At 44.2% G+C, this 18703-nt stretch carries 10 protein-coding genes and 1 riboswitch; of the genes, 4 read left to right on the forward strand and 6 right to left on the reverse strand.

Annotation, left to right across the window (positions count from 1 at the left end):
* Window positions 1-802: 802 nt before the first annotated feature.
* Window positions 803-2134 (reverse strand): cation:proton antiporter, encoded by a 1332-nt coding sequence (locus R7070_RS22265; protein ID WP_031781147.1) that lies wholly within the window; start codon window positions 2132-2134, stop codon window positions 803-805.
* A gap of 191 nt (window positions 2135-2325) precedes the next feature.
* Here R7070_RS22265 and metH point away from each other — a divergent pair, with 191 nt between their 5' ends.
* Window positions 2326-6006 carry a methionine synthase gene (metH, locus tag R7070_RS22270; RefSeq protein WP_053306798.1) on the forward strand — a complete coding sequence of 1227 codons (3681 nt, stop codon included), beginning with the start codon at window positions 2326-2328 and terminating at the stop codon, window positions 6004-6006.
* An 86-nt stretch (window positions 6007-6092) separates the two neighbouring features.
* Here the strand turns inward: metH and lysC are convergent, their stop codons facing one another.
* Entirely contained in the window at window positions 6093-7445 is a 1353-nt protein-coding gene (lysC, locus tag R7070_RS22275; RefSeq protein ID WP_065274909.1) for a lysine-sensitive aspartokinase 3, read from the reverse strand.
* A 101-nt stretch (window positions 7446-7546) separates the two neighbouring features.
* Window positions 7547-7725: riboswitch (Lysine riboswitch) on the reverse strand.
* Window positions 7726-7945: 220 nt separating this feature from the next.
* Between lysC and R7070_RS22280 the strand changes: the two genes are divergently transcribed.
* Window positions 7946-9067, forward strand: a complete 1122-nt coding sequence (locus R7070_RS22280) for a pyridoxal-phosphate-dependent aminotransferase family protein (protein WP_054577146.1) — start codon at window positions 7946-7948, stop codon at window positions 9065-9067.
* A gap of 59 nt (window positions 9068-9126) precedes the next feature.
* Here the strand turns inward: R7070_RS22280 and R7070_RS22285 are convergent, their stop codons facing one another.
* The 4 genes from R7070_RS22285 to R7070_RS22300 form a co-directional block, all read right to left on the reverse strand.
* Complete coding sequence (locus R7070_RS22285; protein ID WP_256900709.1) at window positions 9127-10908, reverse strand: PglL family O-oligosaccharyltransferase; 1782 nt, start codon at window positions 10906-10908, stop codon at window positions 9127-9129.
* A 67-nt stretch (window positions 10909-10975) separates the two neighbouring features.
* The gene (gene uvrA / locus R7070_RS22290) at window positions 10976-13798 is read right to left on the reverse strand and encodes an excinuclease ABC subunit UvrA (protein ID WP_005381241.1); all 2823 of its coding nucleotides are present in this window, start codon (window positions 13796-13798) and stop codon (window positions 10976-10978) included.
* A gap of 149 nt (window positions 13799-13947) precedes the next feature.
* Entirely contained in the window at window positions 13948-14820 is an 873-nt protein-coding gene (gene galU, locus R7070_RS22295; RefSeq protein ID WP_005381239.1) for a UTP--glucose-1-phosphate uridylyltransferase GalU, read from the reverse strand.
* Window positions 14821-14979: 159 nt separating this feature from the next.
* Entirely contained in the window at window positions 14980-15624 is a 645-nt protein-coding gene (locus R7070_RS22300; protein WP_005381237.1) for a LuxR C-terminal-related transcriptional regulator, read from the reverse strand.
* 277 nt (window positions 15625-15901) lie between these two features.
* Between R7070_RS22300 and R7070_RS22305 the strand changes: the two genes are divergently transcribed.
* Together R7070_RS22305 and csrD are read left to right on the forward strand one after the other, a co-directional pair.
* Entirely contained in the window at window positions 15902-16441 is a 540-nt protein-coding gene (locus R7070_RS22305; protein WP_054577144.1) for a single-stranded DNA-binding protein, read from the forward strand.
* A gap of 242 nt (window positions 16442-16683) precedes the next feature.
* Window positions 16684-18693, forward strand: coding sequence for an RNase E specificity factor CsrD (gene csrD / locus R7070_RS22310; RefSeq protein ID WP_005381201.1), 2010 nt, complete (start codon window positions 16684-16686; stop codon window positions 18691-18693).
* The last annotated feature ends 10 nt before the right edge of the window (window positions 18694-18703 follow it).

Consider the following 18703-nt stretch of genomic DNA (forward strand, 5'->3'; position numbering starts at 1 on the left):
TTAGAATACCGGCCTGTCACGCCGGGGGTCGCGGGTTCGAGTCCCGTCCACTCCGCCACTTATATTAAGCCTCAGTCAAAAGACTGGGGCTTTTTTCGTTTTGGTTACCTGACTTACCTTAAACCCACTCTCATATTTAAATCTTGCATCTCGAGTTACACTACCCTCTTCACATGGTTTTAATACGTCGTGAACGAGCTAGCACGTAACTCTGTGCCTTAGTCTTAGTCTTATTCCGATACCAAGCTCTAACCAAAGCTCCTTTTATTCGATATTAGAAAATCTAGTTATGTGACAGAGTTTAATTGTTTGAAGTGTCGCTTGTTTCTAATTTGAAAATAGGATGACTTTGAATACAAGTTTAGTCTCACTGAGATCAAGAGGGAGGGGGCTAAATTTCTGTTAAGGCTTTGATCTACTGAATGCTAGCTCAGTTTTATCTTGGTGAGGTTGCTAACCTGTTTGGGTTCTGAACGCAATCACCCTAAATGTCTCTTTCTCATAAAAATACAAACTCGCTCATTGCTAAGTATTGTGGAAGTTTAGCTTTGATGTTTGCGAGGAGCCTATATTGCCAAGGGAAGAGAAGTGATACAGATGAAAATGGGTAAATTAAAAGGCTCGTCTATGAATACTATCTATCGGCAATAGTTAGTATCTATGAAAATGTAGCGTAGCGATTCTTAGTATATTTGAAGGTATATCAAAGAATAAGGAGCATTAGTCCTTGAAGGGGAGTCTGAAAATTAGTTATGAAAAAAGCAGCTAGGTAGCTGCTTTTTATTTATTAAGTTACGTGTCTTTAAGAGTCCAATGGCTCCGTATGTTCCGGAGTGGTTATTGCTTGGTTATTCTCTTCCATCTTCTTCTCTTCTGCTTTTGCTTTTTCAATCATTGGAGTGATTGTTGAGCCTTGAATGAGGATAGAGAAAACAACGACGGAGTAGGTCATTACAAGAATAATCTCTTTTACATCGATTAACTTATCTTGAATCACCCAAATACCAGATGGAATAGAAAGTGCCATCGCTAGTGCTAGGCCTCCGCGTAAACCGCCCCACGTCAAAATACGCACTGACCATGGATTATATTTTCTGTAACGTTTAAAGCCTATGTAAGAAAGAAATACACTTAGATAGCGAGCTGCTAGTACAAGAGGGACTGAAATAGCCATCATGATCCAGTCTTCTTTGTGGAATTCAAATAGCAGCATCGACATGCCGATCAGTAGGAATAACACGCCATTCAAGAACTCATCAACAAGCTCCCAAAAATGGTCAAGGTGATCTTCACTCTCTTTTGAAAAGCCAATAAAGCGTGTCCAGTTGCCAATCATAATACCGGATACAACCATCGCGAGTGGGCCTGATACATGGATGTATTCAGCAAATGCGTAACCTGCTGTTGGGACACCAATGGTAAGTAACAATTCCATTGAGTGATCATCGGTGGCACTGATCAAGTAGTGGAATAGCAAACCGAGGACGAAACCATATGTGATACCACCGATAGCTTCTTGGATGAAGAGTAAGGTGACACTACCTACAGTTGGTGCCTCAGTGCCAAATGCAATCGTAAATAGAGTGACGAAGATAACCAAACCGAAGCCATCATTGAAGAGCGATTCTCCTTCAATCTGAGTGGAGATACGTTTAGGAGCATCTAGTTTTTTCACAATAGCCAATACAGCGATTGGGTCAGTTGGCGATATTAGAGCACCAAATAGTAAGCAGTAGACCAAATCAAATTGGATGCCAATTAACTGACAAAACCCATACAGCGCAAATCCAATAAAGAACGTAGAAAACAGTGTAGCTCCAAGGGCTAAAACAGTGATCTCCCACTTTTGATCTTTAAGGTTCGGGAGTTTGATGCCTAGTCCACCAGCAAATAGTAAGAAGCCAAGAATGCCTTTGAGCAAGAAATCTTCGAAGTTAATCCTTGTGACCGTCTCCGTCGCAATTTCGGTGAGATGGAACCAGTTGTTTTGACCCGCAATTAAGATTAGAAGTGAAAGCACCATTGAACCTGCGGTAATCGCAATGGTGGTTTGCATCTTTCCTATCTTGCTGTTTACAAAAGCAATTAGCATCGCAGCTGCGGATAGAAAACATAAAGTATGATAGACCGACATAGAGCTCTCTATTTGTAACATTTTATGAATGGAATTCTCGGCTGATGCTGCTTAAATAGCAAACATTTTTTCGTGATTATTTTGTAAGTTAAGAAGGAGATAAAATAATCATTAATTCCACGTTTAGACGTCTAGACTCCTGAAGTTTGTGTGATAGGATGGAAAGATAACTAAAGGAATGAGGCTGTACTGTGGGAAGTAACGTAAGACAACAGATTGAAGCTCAATTGAAGCAACGTATTCTTTTGATTGATGGTGGTATGGGAACCATGATTCAAGGGTACAAACTTGAAGAGCAAGACTATCGAGGAACGCGCTTTGCGGATTGGCATTGTGATCTAAAAGGTAACAACGACCTGTTGGTTCTAAGTCAGCCTCAACTTATCAAGGAAATTCACGCTGCATATTTAGAAGCGGGTGCAGATATTCTTGAGACCAACACTTTTAACGCAACAACCATTGCGATGGCTGACTACGAGATGGAAAGCCTAAGTGAAGAAATTAACTTTGCAGCTGCCAAGCTTGCACGTGAAGTTGCAGACGAATGGACCGCAAAAACACCCGATAAACCACGTTATGTCGCAGGGGTTTTAGGGCCGACAAACCGAACTTGTTCTATTTCTCCTGATGTAAATGACCCCGGATATCGAAATGTTTCTTTCGACGAGTTAGTTGAGGCTTACTCTGAATCGACTCGAGCGCTTATTAAAGGTGGTTCAGACCTTATTCTTATCGAGACCATCTTCGATACGCTTAACGCTAAGGCTTGTTCATTTGCTGTTGAAAGTGTGTTTGAAGAGATGGGTATTGAGTTACCTGTGATGATCTCGGGGACTATTACTGATGCTTCCGGTAGAACATTATCCGGTCAAACCACAGAAGCGTTTTACAACTCATTACGTCATGTTAAACCGATTTCGTTTGGTTTGAACTGTGCACTTGGCCCGGATGAACTGCGTCCTTATGTTGAAGAGCTCTCGCGTATATCAGAATCTTTTGTTTCCGCTCACCCAAATGCTGGGCTTCCGAATGCATTCGGCGAATACGATTTGTCGCCAGAAGATATGGCTAAGCATGTTAAAGAGTGGGCTCAAAGTGGCTTTTTAAACTTGATTGGTGGGTGTTGTGGTACAACTCCTGAGCACATTCGCCAAATGGCACTCGCGGTTGAAAATATCGCCCCTCGTCAATTACCTGAACTTCCCGTTGCTTGTCGCTTGTCTGGCCTAGAGCCACTCGCTATTGATAAAGACTCTTTATTTATCAATGTCGGTGAGCGTACGAATGTAACCGGTTCTGCGCGTTTTAAGCGCTTGATTAAAGAAGAACTGTACGATGAAGCGCTCGATGTGGCTCGTCAACAAGTTGAAAATGGCGCTCAAATTATCGATATCAACATGGATGAAGGCATGTTGGATGCACAAGCTTGTATGGTTCGCTTTTTAAACCTTTGTGCGTCAGAACCTGAAATCTCAAAAGTACCAATCATGGTTGACTCTTCCAAGTGGGAGGTTATTGAAGCCGGTCTTAAGTGCATCCAAGGCAAAGGCATTGTTAACTCGATCTCTCTCAAAGAAGGCAAAGAGAAATTCGTTGAACAAGCTAAGTTGATCCGCCGTTACGGTGCGGCTGTGATTGTGATGGCGTTTGATGAGATTGGGCAAGCAGATACACGTGAGCGCAAAGTAGAAATTTGTACCAACGCTTACCGAATTCTTGTTGATGAAGTGGGCTTTCCACCAGAAGACATCATTTTTGACCCAAACATTTTTGCCATTGCTACGGGGATCGAGGAGCATAATAACTACGCGGTGGATTTCATTGAAGCCGTTGGCGATATCAAACGTGATTTACCACACGCGATGATCTCGGGTGGTGTTTCTAACGTCTCATTCTCTTTCCGTGGCAATAACTATGTACGTGAAGCGATTCACGCGGTGTTCCTCTACCACTGTTTTAAAAACGGTATGGATATGGGGATTGTGAATGCGGGTCAGTTAGAAATCTACGATAACGTGCCTGAAAAATTGCGTGAGGCTGTGGAAGATGTCGTTCTTAACCGTCATGATGACGCCACTGAGAGATTGTTAGATATCGCGGCGGAATATGCAGGCAAAGGGGTAGGTAAAGAGGAGGATGCCTCTGCACTTGAGTGGAGAACTTGGCCTGTTGAAAAGCGCTTAGAGCACGCGTTAGTGAAAGGAATAACTGAGTTCATCGTTGATGATACCGAAGAGGCTCGTGTCAACGCTTCAAAGCCATTAGAGGTGATTGAAGGCCCACTAATGGATGGGATGAACGTCGTCGGAGACTTGTTTGGTGAAGGTAAAATGTTCCTTCCTCAGGTCGTAAAATCTGCACGAGTGATGAAGCAAGCAGTCGCGCATCTGGAGCCCTACATCAATGCAGAAAAGCAGGTGGGACAAACAAACGGTAAGATTTTGCTAGCGACGGTCAAAGGTGATGTACATGATATCGGGAAAAATATCGTTGGCGTTGTATTGCAGTGCAATAACTACGAAATTATCGATCTTGGTGTCATGGTTCCTTGCGAAAAGATCTTAAAAGTAGCGCAAGAAGAGAACGTCGATATTATTGGTTTATCAGGGTTGATCACACCTTCATTAGACGAAATGGTGCATGTTGCAAAAGAGATGGAGCGTCTCGACTTTAGCTTACCTCTTCTCATCGGTGGCGCAACAACGTCAAAAGCCCATACCGCAGTTAAGATTGAGCAAAATTACAAGCATCCAGTGGTTTACGTGAACAACGCCTCACGTGCAGTGGGCGTATGTACTTCTCTTCTGTCTGATGAACGTCGCCCTGAATTTGTTGAAAAACTTGAAGCTGATTACGAACGAGTACGTGATCAACATAATCGAAAGAAACCGAGAACCAAACCAGTGACATTAGAAGCTGCTCGAGCGAATAAAGTTGCTATCGATTGGGAAGCTTATACTCCTCCAGTGCCTGTTAAGCCTGGCATTCATATCTTCGATGATTTTGATGTGGCTATATTACGTCAATACATCGATTGGACACCATTCTTTATGACTTGGTCACTTGTGGGTAAGTATCCAACAATTTTCCAACATGAAGAAGTTGGTGAAGAAGCAAAACGTTTATTCGAAGATGCCAACGAGATACTTGATCGAGTTGAGCGAGAAGGCCTGTTAAAAGCGCGTGGAATGTGTGGTTTATTCCCTGCTGCGAGCGTGGGGGACGACATTGAAGTTTATGCTGATGAAACTCGTACCGACGTTGTGAAAGTATTACGTAACTTGCGACAACAGACCGAGAAACCAAAAGGATTCAACTATTGTTTATCCGACTACATCGCACCTAAAGAGTCGGGTAAGCATGATTGGATAGGGGCATTTGCTGTCACTGGTGGTATTGGTGAACGAGAGCTTGCTGATGAATACAAAGCACAGGGAGATGATTACAACGCAATTATGATTCAAGCGGTGGCGGATCGCCTAGCCGAAGCGTTTGCTGAGTATTTGCATGAGCGTGTCCGTAAAGAAATTTGGGGTTATGCTGCGGATGAAGATTTATCTAACGATGATCTCATTCGTGAAAAATACCAAGGTATTCGCCCTGCACCAGGTTATCCAGCGTGCCCTGAGCATACTGAAAAAGGACCGCTTTGGGAGCTACTTAATGTGGAAGAGAATATTGGCATGACTCTAACCTCCAGCTATGCAATGTATCCGGGCGCGTCAGTCTCTGGTTGGTATTTCTCTCATCCTGACTCACGTTACTTTGCGATCGCACAGATTCAAGAAGATCAGCTAGAGAGTTACGCCGATCGTAAGGGGTGGGATAGGATCGAGGCTGAAAAATGGTTAGGGCCAAACATTAACGGTTAAATTGATGTTTACCTCGTCCAAATGTAACAACTATTGAAACAACAAAGGGCTGCAGATACGCAGCCCTTTGTTTTATTGAGTTGAACTTACTTCTCAAACAACTCCGTGTGGAGTTTTTGTATGGCTTGTTTCGATACCGATTCATGGAGCAAGAAGCATAAGTTGTGAGGGCTAGCGCCATAACAAATCATGCGTAGGTTAAAATCTTCTAGCGTGCCAAAAACCTGTTTCGCGTAGCCTTTACTCTCACTCATGTTGTTACCAATGAGAGCAACGAGGCATAGGTCATGTTCAACTTCTACCTTACATAACTCTTCTAACTCTTCTCGTGCAGCTTGCGGCAGCTGCGGCGCGCCACCAGATGTATCAGTTTGATCAAGTGTTAACGATACACTGATTTCAGATGTCGTGATCAAATCGACAGAGATCTTATGCTTTGCAAGGATCTCAAAGACCTTTGCTAAGAAACCGTATGCGTGGAACATATTGGCGCTGCGTAGCGTTACCATGGTTTGGTTACAACGCAAAGCTAGCGCACGGAATAACGGTGAGCTTTCGACTTGGTGGCGAATCCAAGTTCCCCCTTTTTCAGGCTCTTTCGATGACCCTACAAATACCGGAATGTCGTGGCGCAATGCAGGTACTAGCGTAGAAGGGTGAAGGATTTTAGCGCCAAAGTTAGCCATTTCTGAAGCTTCACTAAAGCTGATCTCAGGAATTGGTGAGGCTTTTGGTGCAATTCGCGGGTCTGTTGTGTAGATACCCGGAACATCAGTCCAGATTTCTAGACCTGCCGCTTTAACGCTCTCAGCAATTAAGGCGGCGCTGTAATCGCTGCCCCCTCGACCTAATGTTGTTGTATTACCGGCTTCGTCAGATCCTATGAAGCCTTGAGTAACAACAACGGATTGTTGGCAAAGTGGTACGAGTTTATCTTGCGCAAGCGTCGAAATTGCTTCAATGTTTGGCTCCGCGCGACCAAAGTTGTCATCAGTACGCAGCACATCGCGGATATCAAAGCGCACTGCTTGAATGCCTCGCTCACACATTAACTGAGTTAGAATGTGCGTCGACATGAGTTCACCACATGCGACTAAATGATCGGTTAACTTCGCACTAGCTTGGATAGATGCAGCCTCGGCCAGGCTGGTTACGGTATCTAATATGCCATACACCTCGGCAGCAGTTTTCGTGCTGTCTTCGAGCTGAGTTAAAATGGCGTCATGAATGTTGGCCAGATTTTGCAGTAGCTCAGTACGGTGCGTTTGATCCTGAACACCGTTGGCGAGTTCTACCAATAGGTTGGTGACGCCAGAGCAAGCGCTGCTCACGACTAGGCGAGTATTTGGATTGTTTTCGATAATGGTGGCGCAACGACTCATTGCCTCATAGTTGGCAACACTGGTTCCACCGAATTTAGCTACGTTAAATGCGCTCACTGCGTTCTCCCACGACTTCCTAAAAAATTGTACATCCAATGTTTAGTGAGAAAAGGAACAGAGCAAAAAGAGAGGCATTTAGAATGCTATTTGAAAAATTTACCCTCAGAAGCCCTTCATCAGACTGCGCTGATGACAGTTGATGGGATTCAGCCCAATTCAACCGACAAGTCAAATCCTGCAACTTTGACTTACCTCGGCACTACTCCCCCTCAATGATTGGTGTTGGAATTGCGGTTCCACAAATCATCTACCTGGGTAGCGCTCCTCTTCTACATAAAGCTCAAACATTGAACGGTTTTGAGGCCTTAATGTCAATCAATATTTCAACCTTTATGGTGTTTTTTATTAACGATTTTGTGACACTGGTTTGACCTCCATACTTACGGCTAATTGCTGATAGAGGAAAAATCTATTAGGGTGGAGAACCCTACACCTGAGCCATGTTATTGAATAGAACTTTTAGAATGCTCAGGATAAAAGATAATCAAGGAGCTGACATGTCGATCCAAAGCTTTATTCCACCTCACCGTATTTTAATGGGACCTGGTCCTTCTGATATTTATCCTCAAGTGTTACAAGCACTAAGTCGTCCTACGGTAGGTCACCTTGATCCTCTGTTTATCGGTATGATGGATGAGCTCAAGCAGCTATTGAAGTATGCCTTTCAAACTGACAATGAATTCACTATTGCGGTTTCAGCCCCTGGTAGTGCAGGGATGGAAACCTGCTTTGTAAACTTGATCGAGAAAGGCGATAAAGTGATCGTTTGCCGTAACGGTGTATTTGGTGAACGCATGCGCGAAAATGTCGTCCGTGCTGGTGGTGAAGTTGTTATCGTCGATGATGAATGGGGGACGCCTGTTTCCATTGATAAAGTCGAGCAAGCACTCGAACAGCACCCAGATACAAAAATTCTTGCTTTTGTGCATGCGGAAACCTCAACTGGTACAGTCAGTGATGCTCAAGCATTGGGTAAGCTGGCGAAACAGCATAATGCATTATCTATTGTTGATGCGGTGACGTCACTTGGTGGTGTGCCGTTAAAAGTGGATGAATGGCAACTGGATGCGGTTTACTCTGGTAGTCAAAAATGTTTGTCATGTGTACCTGGGCTCTCACCAGTGACGTTTTCTCCTGCCGCGATTGAAAAGATTCAAGCAAGAACAACACCAGTACAGAGTTGGTTCCTCGATCAGAGTTTAGTTTTGGGGTATTGGAGTGGAGAAGGCAAGCGTAGTTACCATCATACGGCGCCAGTTAATAGCTTGTATGCGCTTCATGAAGCTTTATTGATACTGAAAAATGAAGGATTAGAAAACGCTTGGGCTCGTCACCAACTGATGCATGAAAAACTCAAAAATGGCTTACAAAAGTTAGGCTTTGAATTTGTTGTGGACGAAGCCCATCGGTTGCCACAATTAAATGCGATTTACGTGCCTGAAGGAGTTGATGAAGCAAAAGTTCGTGCTCACTTGCTAGAAACCTATAACCTAGAAATTGGTGCAGGCCTTGGGGCATTAGCTGGTAAAGCGTGGCGTATTGGCTTAATGGGTTACGGCGCTCGATCTGAAAACGTTGCGCTGTGCTTAAAAGCGTTAGAAGAGTCACTCACTGAATAAAATCATACAGCAATGAGATAAAGAAAAGCGAAGGTCATCCCTTCGCTTTTTGGTATTTATTACTCAGCTCCTGAAGTGGGGGCTGGTGAGGCAGATATTGCTTGAGAAGGTGGCTGGTAATTGACGTCACTGAAATCAATCTTCGGGAACAAAAACTGCGCTTCAGCTCTAATTTGCTCCGCTTTACTTGAGTCATCTAAGCCATGGTAGGCCAAAATCAAATTATTATAAAATGCAGGGCGAGGCTTATCTTTGATGATTTTTAGCGACCAATCGATATAAGGCTGAATCAAGGTTGCGTCTTGTTGGTACAGCCCAAGGTTTAAAAACGTGCTATAGACATCCCAATCAAACCTGTCTTTCCAAACTACAGGGTTACTGACTTGATTCAGAATATCAGGGTTAGTTGGTCTAGTGGTCTCAAACTTCGTCAATACATAATTCGTATGTAATGCGCTTACCATGTAAAACGTAAACGCAACGGGAAGTACCAAACTAAAAACACGCAGCAAGCTTTTGGTTACATTACTAAAGCCGACTTGTCGATAACGAGAGACGCGCTGATCGACCCAGTACAGTAGGATAACGAAGATCAACCAATGCACGAGAGAGTGGTAGAAAGGGTATTCCAGTTGTGAGTGCAATACGATAGGTATAAACAAGGCCAGCAACGCAAGACGAGTTCCGCGTTTGGCTTGATAGATTCGATACAGTACCAGTGCCATCGCTAAGAAGATGCCGAGTATTGGCAGCAAGCCACCTTCTACTCCCCAGTAAAGCAGCTCGTTATGCGGATGATCCATGGCTGGCAAACCAGCTGGGTAATTCTCATTTAGGGCATGTTGACGAGCCGTATACAGCATGTACTCAGATTCAAACTTACCATATCCATAACCAGTAAAAGGCTTTTCAATCACCATGTCTAATGTTTGCGGAAAAGTATACGCTCGAGGAGACTCCATATTTACTTTTTCTGCGGCTAACCCACCTCCATCAGGAAAGGCAAGATGCATGACAACGACGGAGAATAAGAGCCCACTTACAAGTGACACAACCCAGCGGATAAAGCGCCCTTTGGTTGCAAAACGGTACATGTATGGAATGACCAACAACACGGCGATGACCGAGGCTAACCAACCAGTGCGTGAAGCCAACGCCACAATTAGTGGTAAAGTTAAAACTGGCACGGCATAGAGAAGGTAAACATCGCTTAACTTACGGTCGTATTTGTAGGGCTGACGTGCAAGTAAATAGCTGGCAATCACCAACCCTGTCGCAAGAAAGCTGGCCATTACATTGGGCTGTTGGAAAATACCATAAGGACGATTGGCCACCGTGTCGTAACCAAACGGATTACCTGGTTTGAGATACAGATATTGTGTCAGACCAAAAATGGCTTCGATAACAACCGCAAGGACAATGAACCATAATAGGCGTTGGCGATGTTTATTACTGAAATGAAATTGTTGTAAAACAATAAAGAACAGGACACCACACCACAGGCCAATGAGCTTATTGGCTGCCAAGCTGCTATTCGCATTTGGGTACTGAATGGGCACTGTCATGATAAGAGCACTAATGAACAAGCCGATGGTTAGTTTTGAGTAACGTAGCACTCGATTATTCGCTAGTTGGTAACACCCAATGCCTAATGCAAAGCTAAAAGCAATCCAAGTTGTCGCATTGAACGAAAGCGAAAGCCCCGAACCGCCGGGGTTGGGCATGAAAAAGTGCATTGCCAACACAAATAGTGTTGCCAAGGCAATGAGAAACTTGCGATTGAGGGGAACCTGTACTTTTTCGGGAGAAAGCTTTGTTCCACTTACATGTATAGTAGCCATAGTTATTGCGTTGTTTTGAATGAAAAAAGACCAGCACTTGCTGGTCTCGATACTTTACCTGTTTTTTCTACTTCAACATAGGCTTGAGGAAGTGAGCTGTGTGCGAACCCTCGATTTGCGACACATCTTCCGGAGTGCCTTGAGCGATTATCTCGCCGCCACCTTGACCCCCTTCAGGACCAAGATCGATAATCCAGTCCGCAGTCTTAATGACGTCCAGGTTATGCTCGATCACCACGACAGTGTTTCCGTGGTCGCGAAGTCTGTGCAGTACAGTGAGCAACTGCTGGATATCATGGAAGTGCAAGCCGGTTGTTGGTTCATCCAAAATGTACAAGGTTTTTCCTGTATCACGTTTGGATAGCTCTCGCGCCAGTTTCACACGCTGTGCTTCACCACCGGAGAGTGTTGTTGCCGCTTGACCCAATCGTATGTACGACAAACCCACATCCATCAGTGTTTGTAGTTTGCGAGCGATGGCAGGAACTGGATCGAAGAAGGTGCGTGCATCTTCGACCGTCATTTCTAGCACTTCATCAATAGTTTTACCTTTGTAACGTACTTCGAGCGTTTCACGGTTGTAGCGTTTACCTTTACACACATCACATGGCACATAAACATCTGGTAGGAAGTGCATTTCTACTTTGATAACACCGTCACCCTGACAGGCCTCACAACGACCACCGCGTACGTTAAAACTAAAACGGCCCGGTTTGTAACCGCGAGAACGCGACTCCTGTGTGCCTGCAAACAGTTCACGGATTGGTGTAAAGATCCCCGTATAGGTTGCAGGGTTAGAGCGAGGTGTACGGCCAATTGGGCTTTGATCGATATCGATGACTTTATCGAAGTGCTCTAGACCTTTAATCGATTTATAAGGTGAAGGCTGAGCCGTTGTCGCTCCGTTAAGTTGGGTATGCGCAATTTTAAAGAAAGTATCATTAATCAGCGTTGATTTACCTGAGCCAGATACCCCTGTAATACAGCTGAATAACCCAACAGGAATTGAAAGGTTAACGTTTTTAAGGTTATTACCTGTTGCGCCTAATAGCTCAACCGTTTTTTTCGGATCTCGCGGCGTGCGATCTTTCGGTACTGCGATTTCTTTAACACCACTTAAGTACTGACCTGTCAGAGAATTCGGATTCGCGACTATCTCTTCCATGGTGCCTTCCGCAACAACATTACCACCATGTACGCCAGCACCAGGACCAATATCTATGACATGATCTGCACAGCGAATCGCATCTTCATCGTGTTCTACCACAAGTACGGTATTACCTAAATCGCGCAAATGAGTCAGTGTTTTTAGGAGTCGTTCATTATCACGCTGGTGGAGGCCAATCGACGGTTCATCCAGAACATACATCACACCAACAAGACCTGCACCAATTTGGCTTGCTAAACGAATACGTTGAGCTTCACCGCCTGATAAGGTTTCAGCACTGCGTGATAAGTTTAGGTAGTTCAAACCGACGTTAACTAAGAATTGCAGGCGGTCGTTGATTTCCTTCATCACTTTTTCAGCGATTTGGGCTCGTTGACCTTCCAGTTTCAAGGAATGGAAGAACTCCAATGCATCAGCAATGCTGAGTTCAACAATCTCAGGTAGTGTCGTATCAGCAATAAACACGTTACGTGCTTCGAGGCGTAGACGAGTACCGCCACAGCTTGAACAAGATTTAGTGGAGATGTATTTTGCAAGCTCTTCACGGACAGAGTTGGATTCTGTATCACGATAGCGACGTTCTAGGGTATTCAGAATACCTTCGAATGGATGGCGTTTAACGCGAATATCGCCACGATCGTTGATGTATTTAAACTCAATCTCAGTACGACCTGAGCCCTTTAGAATGACATCTTGCGTTTTCTTTGGCAGAGAATTAAAAGGGGCATGGAGGTCAAAACCATAATGATCGGCCAATGAGGTGAGCATTTGGAAGTAGTAGTAGTTCTTTTGATCCCAACCGCGAATCGCACCTTGTGCCAAGCTTAATGAATCATCTTGAATGACTCGGCTTGGATCGAAGTATTGTTGAACACCCAAGCCATCACAAGTGCCACATGCACCAGCAGGATTGTTGAATGAGAAAAGTCGCGGCTCTAACTCTTGCATGCTGTAACCACATTGTGGACAAGCGAAGTTGGCGGAGAAAATAATCTCTTCACCGTCGCCATCCATTGGCGCGACAACTGCAATTCCGCCTGATAATTCGAGTGTTGTCTCGAAAGATTCGGCCAAGCGCTGTTGTAAGTCTGGACGAACTTTAAAGCGGTCTACCACAACTTCAATGGTGTGCTTTTTATGTAGTTCAAGGGTTGGAGGATCGGAAAGATCGCAAGTTTCTCCATCAATACGCGCACGAATAAAGCCTTGAGCCGCTAAGTTCTCAAGCGTTTTAACATGCTCCCCTTTACGTTCTTTGACAATAGGCGCCAATAGCATCATTTTGCTGCCTTCCGGCATCTCTAGGACTTTGTCCACCATTTGGCTGATGGTTTGCGCAGCAAGAGGGGCATGGTGCGTTGGACAGCGGGGTTCGCCCACACGAGCATACAATAGACGTAAGTAGTCGTAGACTTCGGTAATTGTACCGACGGTTGAACGCGGGTTATGAGAAGTAGATTTCTGTTCAATAGAAATCGCAGGTGATAACCCTTCAATGTGGTCGACATCGGGTTTTTCCATCAGAGACAAAAACTGACGAGCGTAGGCAGAGAGAGACTCTACGTAGCGTCGTTGGCCTTCTGCATACAATGTATCGAAAGCGAGAGAGGATTTACCGGAGCCACTTAGTCCAGTAATGACAATCAGTTTATCGCGAGGGATTGTAAGATTAATGTCTTTAAGGTTATGGGTTCGGGCACCGCGAACTTCTATTTTATCCATCGTTTTTGCTCTATGTATAACCAAGTGGGGCAAGTATTACATAGTGTGAGAAATGTGCAAAGAAAATTACTGGATAAAAAAACAGTAAAGTAAAAAGCCCAGCGTTGTGCTGGGCTTTCGATACAGTAATTTCGTACTAAGACGATGCTTTATACAGCTTTTTGTGTTGCGTGCTTACCTAGCTCAGAGGTTTTTTCATCTTTTAGATACAGGTTTTCAAAACAATAGTTAGTTGCTTCGATGTAACCTTCAACGCTACCACAGTCAAAGCGTTTGCCCTTGAATTTGTAAGCCAATACACAGCCCGCTTTTGCTTGTTTTAGCAGCGCGTCAGTGATTTGAATTTCACCACCTTTACCAGGTTCAGTGTTTTCAATCAGTTCAAAAATATCGGGAGTCAGGATGTAGCGGCCAATGATAGCAAGGTTGCTAGGCGCCGTGCCTTTCTCTGGTTTTTCTACCATGTCGTCTACGCGATAGATGTCGTCTTTGATCATTTCACCAGAGATAACGCCGTATTTGTGTGTTTCTTCGGCTGGTACTTCTTGCACTGCAACGATAGAACAGCGGAACTGCTTAAATAGTGCCACCATCTGAGCCAGTACGCCCTCTTGCTCGTTCACACAAAGGTCATCAGCAAGAACAACAGCAAATGGCTCATCACCTACCAATTCTCGTCCAGTTAGAATCGCGTGGCCCAAGCCTTTCATTTCGCGTTGACGTATATAAGTGAAGTTTGCAGATTCAATGATTTCACGGATATCTACCAACAGCTCTTCTTTGTTGGTACCGCTAATCTGATGTTCCAGTTCGTAGTTCTTATCAAAGTGGTCCATGATCGAGTGCTTGCCACGACCTGTCACAATACACATGCCGTTCATACCAGCTTGGATTGCTTCTTCGACACCGTATTCAATAAGCGGTTTGTTCACAACTGGCATCATCTCTTTTGGCATAGATTTCGTTGCCGGTAGGAAGCGTGTGCCATAGCCTGCAGCAGGGAACAGACATTTTTTTATCATTGGGGGAATATCCTATCTCGTTTTTATCAAGAATCTGCGCATAACTTTAACACGAGAGGTATCAATGAATCATGAATAAAGTAGGAAAAAATGTGAGACTCGGTGCGGAAAAAAGATGAGCGACTCGTCATTTCAGTTATCAGAGCCGCTCACATTGCATCATGACATTAAGTTTTGGTCTGCCCAGGCGATTGCCTGTACTCTGTTCTTTACGGATAGCTTTTTGAATATCTGATATAAGTGCGATTTGATGGTGAATTCACTGACGAATAACTCCTCGGCCATCTGACTGTTCGAGGCGCCAGCTTGTAGGCAACGCAGTACTTGTAGCTCACGAATGGTTAGGTCTACCGTAGCTGGTGCAGTATGAGTATTAATGACATTGCGGTAATAGTGTAAAAGTTGACTGGTTACATTACGCGGCAGCCAGTTTTGACCGTTAACAATGCCTTTTAACCCTTCTCCAATTTGCTCTAGCGTATCTTCGGAATAAAACACACCTTTTAATTGACCAAATGAAAGAAGTTCGTCCGTGGTTAGTCTTTTAGGCACGTTGAAGACAACGGTTTCAAAGTTTTTCCATACAAGAGGCAAGTTTTTGATCGATTGAACAAGTGATTTATGTTCACTGAAGTCGATCAGTAGAATTTTATTACGGTGTTGTGGCTTGGCTTCCATGAGTGCTGCGGTTGAAATCACCGGGATGCTCATATCAACGTACTTTTCGAGTGCCGCCACTTTTTTTTGCGCATTATCTTCCATACTGATCAGAAATAGCTTTCTTGCGTAAGCCGACTTTCTCACGTGTTCCAATCTCCCTGGGTTCAATAGAAGCCATAAACTGGCATTAAAGAGAGGCCATAACCATCGCTTTACTGAATAAATGCGTTCGAATTCAAAGCTTCACGAAACGATGTCTGCAACGCGAATCAAAAATGCTACACACGTAAGTTGAAATACGATTTGGGTTCTAGAGGGTGACTCAATAGATCACAATGGTATTAGACTTTAATCAAAACATTAAAGCGTGCTATTCTAATACGCTAAAATTTTATATATCCAGAGTGAAACGGAGCACATCATGGCCAGCCGTGGAATTAACAAAGTTATTTTGGTGGGGAATCTAGGTAACGACCCTGAAATTCGTTACATGCCGAATGGCGGTGCAGTAGCAAACATTACTATTGCGACTTCTGATTCATGGCGTGATAAAGCGACTGGCGAACAGCGCGAAAAAACGGAATGGCACCGTGTTGTGTTGTTCGGCAAACTTGCGGAAGTAGCAGGTGAGTACTTGCGTAAAGGCTCTCAAGTTTACATTGAAGGGCAACTGCAAACTCGCAAATGGCAAGATCAAAGTGGCCAAGATCGCTACTCAACTGAAGTCGTTGTTCAAGGCTTCAATGGTGTGATGCAAATGCTTGGCGGTCGTGCTCAAGGTAGCGGCGCACCAATGGGCGGTCAACAGCAGCAACAAGGTGGATGGGGTCAGCCTCAACAGCCAGCTCAGCAGCAGTACAATGCGCCTCAGCAACAGCAACCACAACAACAGGCTCCGCAGCAACCACAGCAGCAGTACAATGAGCCACCAATGGATTTTGACGACGATATCCCGTTCTAAATTCTGCTTATGCTTGAATCGAAAAGGCCGCGAATATCGCGGCCTTTTTTATTGTCGCAATCTAATGATTTCACAGGCTTCTCTTGGCAAGGTTAGGCGTAACAATAAAACTTATCAATGAGTGTGATTTTCTTTATGCTCCAGCCTCTCACTATCAGACTAATCCGATTGTTTGATGAACTCTTATCAAGTATAAATATTTCAATAAGGTATATGATGAATAAAAAAGGAATTTGGTATTCATGAGGTATACCCCAACTCTTAAGTTAAGCACACGGCTGGTGGCCTTTGTCACCATGATCGTTATCTGCGCCATGTTTATCTTGTTTGTCGGTGGCACCCTCTCTTTTAAACGTCTTGGGCAGGAATATCTCACCCATTATTTAGAAGGGATCGTAGAGGTGGTCGACAAGGAGATGGAAGATCCTGACGCCGCTTATTCTATGCAGCGCTGGATGCCGAAAATGCTGCAGGCTTCCAATATTGTCGAAATGACGTTGTCGACCAACAACGCCGTTGTTTATCGCTTCAAAGATACTTCTCATCAAATGGAAGCGTCAGTCTTGTTTGAGGCAGAGTATCAGCTGACTCACAATCAAGATTACACGATTCACTTTAAAGCAATTCCCCCTTACTTAGGTTACAGCTACTCAATGCAGGCGCTTTGGTCGATCACGCTTGCCGTTATATTGATCATCTTCTGCTTAATGCGCGGCGTGGCATGGCTTAAGGAGCAATTAGAAGGCTCCGAAATGCTCGAAGAGCGAGGCAGAATGATCCTGGCTGGTAGGGTGGAGCAGTATGCCAAAGGTGACAAAAAAGAATGGCCTTACACCGCCAGTGAAGCGCTCGATGTATTAATCGAAGAGTTACAAGATGCGCGTCAAGAGCGAAGCCGATTTGATACCTTTATTCGAACTCAAACCTTCCTTGATAAGCTAACCGGTACCGCTAACCGAGTGTTATTTGATAGCAAGTTGGAATCGGCGTTACTAGAAAGCGGGGCTCGCGGCGCCGTGTTGCTAGTTCGTATTCAAGACTGGAAACTGGTTGAAGAAGAGCAAGATAAGCAAATTACGGATGAGTTTATTGTTGAAGTTGGGAGTTTATTGTCCAATTTAGTTCAACGATACCCAGATGTTGTATTTTCCCGTTATTACGATGCTGATTTTGCGCTTTTTCTACCGCACCAAAGTGCGAAAGATGTGGCTAACCTTGCCTCGCAATGCATTCGCCAGTTAGAAAAGTTAATGCCGCCAGAGCCACTTGATCCAGACAACTGGTGCCATATTGGCATCACCACTTATAAAGAAGGTGAGCGACACAGCCAAATCATTGATGAAGCCGAGACTGCTTTGCGTAGTGCGCAACTACAAAATAACAATAATTGGAGTCGCTTCAAAAAATGGAACCACGATGAAGAAGCTCGCGGAAGTGTGAGGTGGAGAACGTTATTTGACACAGCACTTACACCTGAAAGTGTGATACTCTACGCACAATCTGTGCACCCAATAAGTGACGCGACGCATAAAAAATCATTATATGAAGAGTTAACATGTCGGATTCGCGATCCTGAGAATGGGATTGTTAAAGCGTCTCGGTTCATTTCTGCGATCAGACAGGTTGGTTATGAAGCGCAAATGGATAAGTCGGTTATTAATAAATTCTTAAGAGAGTTTAAGGATAATTTTGATAACTCAAGATCGTATGCGCTCAATTTGAATGTAACGCCATTTTCTAACCGAGAGTACTTTAAATGGTTTCGTGATGAACTCTTACAGTTGTCACGTGAGCAGAGAAAGTGTCTCAGTTTTGAGTTTGTTGAAGCACAATTTGTAAGACACTTAGACTTTATGCGACCAGTCGCTAAAATGCTGGCCGGTTTAGGGTGCCACTTAATGGTTGGGCAGGCTGGGCGTACCATCGTCAGCACTCACTATTTAAAAGAAGTGGACATTCGTTACCTTAAACTTCATCGCAGTTTAGTAGCAAAAATCGACCAACGACATGAAAACCAGCTATTTGTCCGCAGTATGCTAGGTGCGGCGGCAAACAGTAAAACTAAAATTATAGCAGTGGGAATTGAGAATCAGAACGAGCTCAACACATTAATTGAGCTCGGGGTTTATGGTGGGCAAGGGCGTTACTTTTCTGCGGAGCAGCAGTTTCTTCCTCGTCCCCAAGCGTTGCCGAATTCTCAATCAGAATCCCAAGTTAAATTGGGAAGACGAAATCGCTGGCGGAAAAAATAAAGATAATAAT

Source organism: Vibrio sp. 1557, assembly GCF_033340175.1.
Lineage (GTDB): Bacteria > Pseudomonadota > Gammaproteobacteria > Enterobacterales > Vibrionaceae > Vibrio > Vibrio alginolyticus.

Coding starts and splice junctions, on each gene's coding strand:
- R7070_RS22285 (WP_256900709.1), bottom strand. CDS start 10,908: ATGGCTACTATACATGTAAGTGGAACAAAGCTTTCTCCCGAAAAAGTA.
- R7070_RS22280 (WP_054577146.1), top strand. CDS start 7,946: ATGTCGATCCAAAGCTTTATTCCACCTCACCGTATTTTAATGGGACCT.
- csrD (WP_005381201.1), top strand. CDS start 16,684: ATGAGGTATACCCCAACTCTTAAGTTAAGCACACGGCTGGTGGCCTTT.
- galU (WP_005381239.1), bottom strand. CDS start 14,820: ATGATAAAAAAATGTCTGTTCCCTGCTGCAGGCTATGGCACACGCTTC.
- uvrA (WP_005381241.1), bottom strand. CDS start 13,798: ATGGATAAAATAGAAGTTCGCGGTGCCCGAACCCATAACCTTAAAGAC.
- R7070_RS22265 (WP_031781147.1), bottom strand. CDS start 2,134: ATGTCGGTCTATCATACTTTATGTTTTCTATCCGCAGCTGCGATGCTA.
- R7070_RS22305 (WP_054577144.1), top strand. CDS start 15,902: ATGGCCAGCCGTGGAATTAACAAAGTTATTTTGGTGGGGAATCTAGGT.